Here is an 8,813-nt window from a genome sequence, read left to right as displayed (position 1 = left end):
CGGCCCTGCCGGGCCGTGTACCGCGCGCAGCGCGCGAAAAGGGCGGGCGGGTGGGGGAAACCCCGGCGCGAAGCGCCAACGGCGCAGCCGCCCCGGGGCGGCCTGGCGGCCTGGCGGCCGCGCCACCCACCCGCCCCGGCGGCGTAGCCGCCGTGGGCGCGCGCAGCGCGGTTCTGGCCATCCCCGCGCCGAGCGCGAACCGGCTCAGCCCCGCAGGGTCACGGTTTCGTGGGGACGATGACCGCGAACGGCGCTCCTTCAGGGTCGGCGACGCGGGCCCAGCGACCGAAGGGCGAGGTCTCCGGGTCGCTCAGCCTGCGGCCGCCGAGCGCGACCACCTTCTCCAGCGTCTCGTCCACGTCGAGCACCGAGAAGTACGTCAGCCAGTGCGGCCCCCTGTCGTGCGGGAGCTGCCCGGCCGCACCGCGGATTCCGGCCACCGGGCGGGAGCCGATGCGGAGCGTCAGGAAGTCGCTTCCCGCCGGCCGCGCCGGCTCGGGACCCACGTCGTAGCCGAAGACCCGCTCGTAGAACTTGCCCACGCCCGACGTGTCGAGCGCGAACAGCTCGTTCCACGAGACGGCGCCCTCCGTCCCCTGGTAGCGGGCGCTGCGCCGGGGGCCGCCCTCCCAGATGCCGAACGCCGCGCCGCCCACGTCGGCCGCGATGCCGAGGCGGCCCACCTGGTCCACGTCCAGCGGACCCACGGCCACCGTGCCCCCGCACTCACGGATCAACGCGGCCGTCGCGTCAGCGTCGTTGGTGGCGATGTACGGCAGCCAGGCCGTGATCCGCCGCACGCCCGTCGTGATCTCGCCGAGGCCGGCGACCGGGTGCCCGTCGCGCAGTGCTCGGACGTACGCGCCGAGTTGCGTGGGTCCCTCGTCGAACTCCCAGCCGAAGAGCCCACCGTAGAACCGTCGGCTCGCGGCCAGGTCGTGAACCATCAGGCTCACCCAGCGGTGCGTACCGGGAACGGGTGGACTCGCTGTGTTGGTCATCCTTCTCCATCTCCTCGGGGCTCCCTTGCTCGCCCAAGTCTCCACCGCGCGCGAGGAGAATGGGGCCATGACTGCAATGATCTCCGCCTCCGAACTCGCGATCGCCCTGGGGCCCGGGGTACCGCCCGAGGAGCGTCCCGTGCTGCTCGACGTGCGCTGGCGGCTCGGTGGCCCGCCCGGGCTGCCGGAGTACGCGGCCGGGCACCTGCCGGGCGCCGTCTACGTGGACCTGGACTCCGAGCTCGCCGGGCCGCCGGGAACCGACGGCCGGCATCCGCTGCCCGACGCCGACGTGTTCGGCATGGCGATGCGGCGCGCCGGCGTCGGCCACGACCGGGACGTGGTGGTCTACGACGCGGGGCAGGGCTGGGCCGCGGCCCGCGCCTGGTGGCTGCTGCGCTGGGCCGGCCACGAGCGGACCCGGGTGCTCGACGGAGGGCTGGCCGCCTGGGCCGGCGAGCTGACCGAGGAGGTGCCCGCCCCGGCCGAGGGCGACTTCGTGCCGCGCCCCGGCCGACTGCCCACGCTGGACGCGGACGGCGCGGCCGAGCTCGCCAGGCGGGGGGTGCTGCTCGACGCGCGCGCAGGGGAGCGGTACCGGGGCGAGGTGGAACCGATCGACCCGGTGGGTGGCCACATCCCGGGCGCGGTCTCGGCCCCGACCGCCGAGAACCTGCGGGAGGACGGCAGGCTCAGGCCGGCGGACGAGCTGGCCGCGCGCTACGCCGAGCTGGGCGTGGTCCCCGGCGCCGAGGTGGGTGTCTACTGCGGCTCGGGCGTCTCGGCGGCCCAGGAGGTCCTGGCGCTGTCGGAGATCGGCGTGGAGGCCGCGCTCTACCCCGGCTCCTGGAGCGGCTGGACGGCCGACCGGAGCCGCCCGGTGGCCACCGGCCCCCAGCCGGGCTGAGGGCCGGCGGACCGGCGGCTACTCCTTCTTCTTGCGGCGGGTGCCGAAGACGATCTCGTCCCAGCTGGGGACGGCGGCGCGGCGGCCGGGCCGGACACCGTCCGCCTCGGCCTGCCGGTCCGTGTTGCCGGTGAGCCGCTCGCGGTGGCCGCCGACCGAGCGTGGCATCAGCACGTCCGCGTAGGTCGAGCCGGCGCTGGCGGCCGGGGCGGCGGGACCGCGGCCCGGCTGGGCCTCGGCCGGCACATCCTCGTCCGCCAGGTCGTCCTCGGGGTCCGCCGACGCGGCGGCGGGCTCGGGCACCACCAGGTCGCCCCTGAAGCTCGGCACGGCCTCCAGCAGGCTGGTGAGCGAGTCCGGCTCCTCGGCGGGCGCGAGCCGGCCCGCCGGCCGGTCGCCCTCGCGGGGCAGCCGGGCGATGCGCGGCACGAACGGGGTGCTCGGCTCGGGCGTGTCGTCGGTCTCGCCGAGCAGCGCCCGCGCCTCGTCGTCCACGGCCTGCACCAGGCGGCGCGGCGGGTCGAACATCCAGCTGGCCGAGTGCGTCTCGCCGGCGACCCGGTAGACGAGCAGCACCTCCCAGGTGCCGTCGTCGCGGCGCCACGAGTCCCACCTGACCGCGTCCTTGTCGGCGCCGCGCAGCAGCAGCCGGTCGGCGACCGCCTCGCCCAGCTGTGGACCCGCGGCCTCGCCGGGGCGCCGCACCGGGGTCTTCCGCGCGCGCTCCGCCATGAACGCGCGCTCGGCGAGCACCGGGCCCTCGAACCGACGCACCCGGTCGACGGGGATGCCGGCGAACTGCGCGACCTCCTCGGCGGTGGCCCCGGCTCGTATCCGGGCCTGGATGTCGCGCGGCCTGAGGTGGTTCTCGACCTCGATCTCGATCTGGCCGAGCCTGGCCCGGTCGTTGCGCACGGCGGCGCGCAGCCGCTCGTCGATCGGAAGGGTGTATTCCGTGTTGTCGGCAGCCTTGAGCACCAGACGTGTGCCGTCATTGCTCACGGCCACGACACGCAGTTCGGGCACGAGGACCTCCCGGTGGTGCCTGCCGACGTCACGTACGTCGCTGCTCCCGCTGGACGAGTGTGACCTGCCCGGGTGCAGCCTGCCACAACCTTGCCGACTTGCCCGGCGTGTCGGGCCATGGACTTGAGCCGCCGTTATGGCACAGTCACCACTTTGCCACGTGCGGTGACCGGCGCGGGCGCCGTGTCCGCACAGGCCATGAGACGGCCAAGGCCAGGTGTGGTCACACTACTCCATTAGGGCCAGCCGGGTGGGGTTCGGCGCTTCGGAAGTTGTCCCGGGTCAAGGGAGTTGACACGCGGAACTCCCGCTCCTTTGGGTGGCAAGGCTCACAGAACCGCTGAAATCGGAACTATCCCCGCGCCTCACATGTCTTCTTCGTGGGCACGATGCGAAGAGTGTGTGGATTGAGGCGAATGGTGGAACCTCGGGTAAAGAATCCAGGCGGCGTGGGAGCGGAACGGCGGCGCGGAGGCGTCGAGCTGACGGTCCCCCAGGTCGCGGCGAGCGCGGCGGCGGCGGTGGCGGGCGCGGTGCTCGCCTCGGGGCTCGGGGTGTTCGGCACGGTGATCGGCGCCGGTGTGATGAGTGTGGTCGCGACCGCCGGCGGCGCCGTATTCCAGCACCTGTTCGACAGGTTGCGCGCGCGCCCCGCCGCGCGCGAGGCGTCACCGTCCCGTGCGCCCCGGCCGCGGCGGGCCGTCCGCCGCCGGGTGGCGGCGGCCGCCGGTGTCTTCCTGCTGGCGATGGCCGCCGTCACCGGGCTCGAACTGGCCAGTGGCTCCGCCCTCTCCGGCTGGTGGCACGGGGACGACCGGGCCGGCACCTCCGTCGGCCGGCTCCTGGACGGCGGGGCCGGCGGCGGGCAGGAGCCGGCGGGTGGCACCGAGCGGGACGGCTCCGGCCAGGACGAGCGGGACGAGGAGCGCGTCACGCCGCCCGAGCCCTCGGACGAGCCGACCGGCGGCACTACCGACCAGCCCGCGCCGCCCACCCCCTCCGACGAGCCGACGGGCGAGACCACCCCGGAGACCGACACCCCGACCGAGCAGACCACTCCCGAGACCGAGGCTCCCGAGGACGACGAGGCGCCCGGCCAGGACGCCACCCCGAGCCCTGAGCCCACCCCCTCGGAGAGCCAGGACCCGGGCCAGGACGGTGCCACCGGAACCACCGCCCCCTAGGCGTCCTGCCGATCCCCGGGGCCGTGGCGGGTGCCGAGCCCGGAGGCCGCCGGCCGGGGCCAGGTGGCAGGATCACAGGCATGGACCGCGTGACCAGCACCCAGCCCTACGACGCACTCCTGCTGCTCTCCTTCGGCGGCCCGGAGGGCCCGGACGACGTCATCCCCTTCTTGGAGAACGTGACCGCGGGGCGCGGCATCCCGCGCGAGCGGCTGGAGGAGGTCGGCGCCCACTACCGGCTGTTCGGCGGTGTCAGCCCCATCAACGAGCAGAACCGCGCCCTGCTGGCCGCGCTCCGCGCCGACTTCGCGGAACACGGCGTCGACCTCCCGGTCTACTGGGGCAACCGGAACTGGGCGCCCTACGTGACCGACACGCTGCGCGAGATGGTCCGCGACGGCCGCCGCCGGGTGCTGACGCTGGCCACCAGCGCCTACGCCTCCTACTCGGGCTGCCGCCAGTACCGCGAGGACCTGGCCGGCGCGCTGGCCACCCTCGCCGACGAGGGCCTGCCGCTTCCCCGGGTGGACAAGCTGCGGCTCTACTACAACCACCCGGGCTTCCTGCGCACCATGACGGACGGCGTGCTCGCCGCGCTCGACGAGCTGCCCGAGGGCGTCAGGGCGGGCGCCCACCTCGCCTTCACCACCCACTCCATCCCGGACGCCGCGGCCGACGCCTCGGGGCCGCCGGCCGGCCACGGGGACGGCGGCGCCTACGTCGCCCAGCACCTGGACGCGGCCCGAGCCATCGCCGAGGCGGTGCGCGAGGAGACCGGCGTGGAGCGCCCCTGGGAGCTCGTCTACCAGTCCCGCAGCGGCGCCCCGCACATCCCCTGGCTCGAGCCCGACATCGTCGACCACCTGACCGCCCTGCACGACAGGAGCGTGCCGGCCGTCGTCATGGTCCCCATCGGATTCGTCTCCGACCACATGGAAGTGCTCTACGACCTCGACACCGAGGCCCTGGCCGCCGCCAGGGAGCTCGGCCTGCCGGCCGTACGCTCCGCCACCGTCGGCGCCCACCCACGCTTCGTCGCCGCCATCCGCGACCTGGTGCTCGAGCGGGCCGCCAGTGAGCGCGGCGAGTCACCGACCCGCTGTGCGCTCGGCACGCTCGGCCCGAGCCACGACATCTGCCCGGTGGGCTGCTGCGCGGCCCGCGTCGCCCGCCCGGCCGCCGCAGGCGCCGACAGCCCCTACGCCTGACCGTCCGCCCCCACCTCTGCTCGACCTCAGCCTGACAAGGAGCATTCACGTGTCCGAAGGACCGCAGGCCGCCCGTGGCGAGCTGGCCGCCACGCTGCTCGCGCTCGCCGAGGAGGCGGCCGACCGGGCCGGCCGGCTGCTGCGGGAGGGGCGTCCCGCGGATCTCGGGGTCGCCGCGACCAAGTCGAGCCCGATCGACGTCGTCACCGAGATGGACATCGCCGCCGAGAAGCTGATCACCGGCTTCCTCGCCGAGCGACGCCCCGGCGACGGCTTCCTCGGCGAGGAGGGCGGCGTCACCGGCGGCGACAGCGGGGTGCGTTGGGTCATCGACCCGCTCGACGGCACCGTCAACTACCTCTACGGGCTCCCCCAGTGGGCCGTCTCCATCGCCGCCGAGGCCGACGGCGAGACGCTGGCCGCCGTGGTGGCCGCGCCGATGCGCGGCGAGACCTACCGGGCCGTGCTCGGCGGCGGGGCGGAGCGGCTGACCGCGGGCCGGCCGCCCGAGCCGCTGCGCACCCGCCCCGCGCCGCCCCTGGACCAGGCATTGATCGGCACCGGCTTCAACTACGTGGCCACCGTGCGCACCGCCCAGGCCGCCGTGGCGCAGCGGCTGATCCCACGGGTGCGGGACATCCGCCGCTCGGGCTCCGCCGCCATCGACCTGTGCGACGTGGCCGGCGGCCGGCTCGACGGCTTCTACGAGCGCGGCCTGGCGCCCTGGGACCTGGCCGCCGGCGACCTGATCGCCAGGGAGGCCGGGGCCCGCACCGGCGGCCGTCCGGGACTGCCGCCGGGCGGCGACCTCACCGTCGCCGCCAGCCCCGGCGTCTTCGACGCGCTCCAGCCGCTGCTCGACGAGCTCGGCGCCTGGCACGACTGAGCCCGCCACCGCCCACGCACGCCTGAGCGCCCCCGGGGTTCCCGGGGGCGCTCAGCGCTGGCAGCAGTCAACGGCGCCCGGTGGGGCGCGTGGCGGAACTCAGGCGCTCCTGGCCCCGACCTCCACGCCGTACTCGGCGGCCAACCGGTGCAGGTCGTCCAGCTCGGCCTGCTCCACATCCATCGTGAACAGATCTCCGGCTTCACGAGCGCGGTGCAGATCGGACTGGGTGTTCTCGATACGCTGCAGGATTCCAGCGGTGAACGCGTCCAAGGTGCGCCCCCTCGTCTTCGATCGGTGGCACTGGGGGAGTGCCAGTGGGTGGGTGCGGCCACGGAGGGTCCCGACAGGTCGGCAGCACGGAGCGGCTTGCCGCCGGCAGGGGGGTACCTCCCAGCGTTAGCCGGGGGAAGGTGGTCGCGGGGTGTGTGTCGCTTGTCCTCCCCGGCCCGCCAGGGCCGGAAACCTCACCGGAAGTGAAAATCCGAGCGGATCCCCGGCACCGGTCGTTTACCAGTGGTTTATGGGGTCCCGGTGCAGGATGGAGGGCGGGGCGGGGACCGATGCGCCCAGGCCAGGGCCTCCCGCCGCCCAGGGGATCTCACGAGAAGAGGATCGGGACGTGCGCGTACTCGTCGTGGAGGACGAGCAGTTGCTCGCGGATACGGTGGCCGTCGGGCTGCGCCGCCAGGCCATGGCGGTGGACGTCGTCTACGACGGCGCCGCGGCCACGGAGCGAGTCGACCTCAACGACTACGACGTCGTCGTGCTCGACCGCGACCTGCCCCTGGTCCACGGCGACGACGTGTGCCGGCACATCGTCCGGCTCGGCAAGGCCACCAGGGTGCTGATGCTGACGGCCTCGGGGGACGTCAGCGACCGCGTGGAGGGCCTGGAGATCGGCGCCGACGACTACCTGCCCAAGCCCTTCGCGTTCAGCGAGCTGATCGCCCGCGTGCGGGCGCTCGGCCGGCGGGCCACGCCGCCCCTGCCGCCGGTGCTCGAGCGGTCCGGCATCCGGCTCGACCCCAACCGCCGCGAGGTCTTCAGGGACGACCGGCAGATCAACCTGGCGCCCAAGGAGTTCGCGGTCCTCGAGGTGCTGCTGCGCGGCGACGGGGCGGTGGTCTCGGCCGAGCAGCTGCTGGAGAAGGCCTGGGACGAGAACACCGACCCGTTCACCAACGTGGTCCGCGTCACGGTGATGACGCTCCGTCGCAAGCTGGGCGACCCGCCGGTGATCACCACCGTGCCGGGGGCGGGATACCGGATCTGAGCCATGGCATCGTCAGCGTCTCCGCCCCCTGGCCCCCCTAGGCCGCCCAAACCGCCGCTCCCGCCTCCTCCCGGCCACCGACCCCCGCCCCGGATGCCCAGCGCCCCACCCAGGCCCCCGTGGGACCCCAGGGAGGGCGACCGGTCGCACGGCTGGCTGCGGCCCACTATCCGGATCCGGCTCACCCTGCTCTACGGCGGGATGTTCCTGATCGCCGGCGTGGTGCTGCTGACGATCATCTACCTGCTGGCGGCCCAGGCGCTGCACAAGGGCAACGCGCTGCCCTTCGAGTTCCGCGACGCGGCGAACGTGGAGATCACGTCGCCGGTGTGCGAGGCGCCCCCGGCACAGGTCACCACGGACCAGTTCGAGGCCTGGGCGGCCGACTGCTACGACCGGCAGCGCGCCATCGCCCTCGACGGGCTGCTGCGCAACTCGCTGCTCGCGCTCCTCGGCCTCGCGGTGGCCGCGTTCGCCTTCGGCTACGTGATGGCCGGCCGGGTGCTCTCGCCGCTCGGCCGGATCACCCGCACCGCCCGCCAGGTGGCCGGCTCCGACCTGCACCGCAGGATCGAACTCGACGCGCCGGACGACGAGTTCAAGGAGCTGGCCGACACCTTCGACGAGATGCTGGACCGCCTCGACCGCGCGTTCACCGCCCAGCAGCGCTTCGTGGCCAACGCCTCGCACGAGCTCCGCACCCCGCTGGCGATCAACCGCACCCTGCTCGAGGTGCAGCTCTCCGACCCGGAGGCGTCGCCCGAGCTGGTCCAGCTCGGCAAGACGCTGCTGGCCACCAACGAGCGGAGCGAGCAACTGGTGGAGGGCCTGCTCCTGCTGGCCCGCAGCGAGAACGAGATCGTGGACCGCAAGCCGGTCGACCTGGCCGAGGTGGCCGGGCAGGCGGTCGAGCAGGTGCGGGGCGAGGCGCAGCAGCGCGGGGTGGAGCTGCGCGGCGTCCGGCGGCCGGTCCAGGTCCAGGGCAACGGCGTGCTGCTGGAGCGGATCGCCCTGAACCTCGTGCAGAACGCGGTCCGGTACAACGTGCCGGAGGGCGGCTGGGTGCGGGTGGACACGGAGGCCGTGCCCGGGCAGGCCCTGCTGGTGGTGGAGAATACGGGTCCGGTCGTGCCGGCGTACGAGGTCGATAACATGTTCGAGCCCTTCCGTCGGCTGCGTACCGATCGCACGGGCAGCGACAAGGGCGTCGGCCTCGGCCTGTCGATCGTCCGCTCCGTGGCGCGGGCGCACGGCGGCTATGTCAGGGCGGAGCCGCGGGAGCAGGGCGGCCTGGTGATGAAGGTCGCCATCCCGGTCTGAGCAGG

General features: G+C 74.4%; 9 protein-coding genes. 6 read left to right on the top strand and 3 right to left on the bottom strand.

What is annotated here, in order from left to right; all coding sequences use genetic code 11:
- Positions 1–218 precede the first annotated feature (218 nt).
- Positions 219–947: a VOC family protein gene (locus tag ACFWI8_RS15690; RefSeq protein ID WP_387090896.1), complete on the bottom strand. Its 729-nt coding sequence runs from the start codon at positions 945–947 to the stop codon at positions 219–221.
- Between the two features lie 121 nt (positions 948–1,068).
- Here ACFWI8_RS15690 and ACFWI8_RS15685 point away from each other — a divergent pair, with 121 nt between their 5' ends.
- The gene (locus ACFWI8_RS15685) at positions 1,069–1,908 is read left to right on the top strand and encodes a sulfurtransferase (RefSeq protein WP_387090884.1); all 840 of its coding nucleotides are present in this window, start codon (positions 1,069–1,071) and stop codon (positions 1,906–1,908) included.
- An 18-nt stretch (positions 1,909–1,926) separates the two neighbouring features.
- Here the strand turns inward: ACFWI8_RS15685 and sepH are convergent, their stop codons facing one another.
- Positions 1,927–2,934, bottom strand: a complete 1,008-nt coding sequence (gene sepH, locus ACFWI8_RS15680) for a septation protein SepH (protein ID WP_387090881.1) — start codon at positions 2,932–2,934, stop codon at positions 1,927–1,929.
- 449 nt (positions 2,935–3,383) lie between these two features.
- Between sepH and ACFWI8_RS15675 the strand changes: the two genes are divergently transcribed.
- The 3 genes from ACFWI8_RS15675 to ACFWI8_RS15665 all read left to right on the top strand — a co-directional run bounded on the left by ACFWI8_RS15675 (position 3,384) and on the right by ACFWI8_RS15665 (position 6,212).
- Positions 3,384–4,118, top strand: coding sequence for a hypothetical protein (locus ACFWI8_RS15675; RefSeq protein ID WP_387090878.1), 735 nt, complete (start codon positions 3,384–3,386; stop codon positions 4,116–4,118).
- Positions 4,119–4,198: 80 nt separating this feature from the next.
- Positions 4,199–5,326: a ferrochelatase gene (locus ACFWI8_RS15670; RefSeq protein ID WP_387090875.1), complete on the top strand. Its 1,128-nt coding sequence runs from the start codon at positions 4,199–4,201 to the stop codon at positions 5,324–5,326.
- 43 nt (positions 5,327–5,369) lie between these two features.
- The gene (locus tag ACFWI8_RS15665; RefSeq protein ID WP_387090894.1) at positions 5,370–6,212 is read left to right on the top strand and encodes an inositol monophosphatase family protein; all 843 of its coding nucleotides are present in this window, start codon (positions 5,370–5,372) and stop codon (positions 6,210–6,212) included.
- A 99-nt stretch (positions 6,213–6,311) separates the two neighbouring features.
- Here the strand turns inward: ACFWI8_RS15665 and ACFWI8_RS15660 are convergent, their stop codons facing one another.
- Entirely contained in the window at positions 6,312–6,485 is a 174-nt protein-coding gene (locus ACFWI8_RS15660; RefSeq protein ID WP_311604375.1) for a hypothetical protein, read from the bottom strand.
- Positions 6,486–6,834: 349 nt separating this feature from the next.
- Between ACFWI8_RS15660 and ACFWI8_RS15655 the strand changes: the two genes are divergently transcribed.
- Together ACFWI8_RS15655 and ACFWI8_RS15650 are read left to right on the top strand one after the other, a co-directional pair.
- Positions 6,835–7,488, top strand: coding sequence for a response regulator transcription factor (locus ACFWI8_RS15655; protein ID WP_387090871.1), 654 nt, complete (start codon positions 6,835–6,837; stop codon positions 7,486–7,488).
- Positions 7,489–7,581: 93 nt separating this feature from the next.
- Entirely contained in the window at positions 7,582–8,808 is a 1,227-nt protein-coding gene (locus ACFWI8_RS15650) for a sensor histidine kinase (protein WP_387090868.1), read from the top strand.
- Positions 8,809–8,813: the final 5 nt, after the last annotated feature.

The organism is Streptomyces sp. NPDC127098, from assembly GCF_042722465.1.
GTDB lineage: Bacteria > Actinomycetota > Actinomycetes > Streptomycetales > Streptomycetaceae > Streptomyces > Streptomyces millisiae.
The sequence above is the reverse complement of the archived record's forward strand: the minus strand, read 5'-3'. Positions and strand labels throughout refer to the sequence as shown.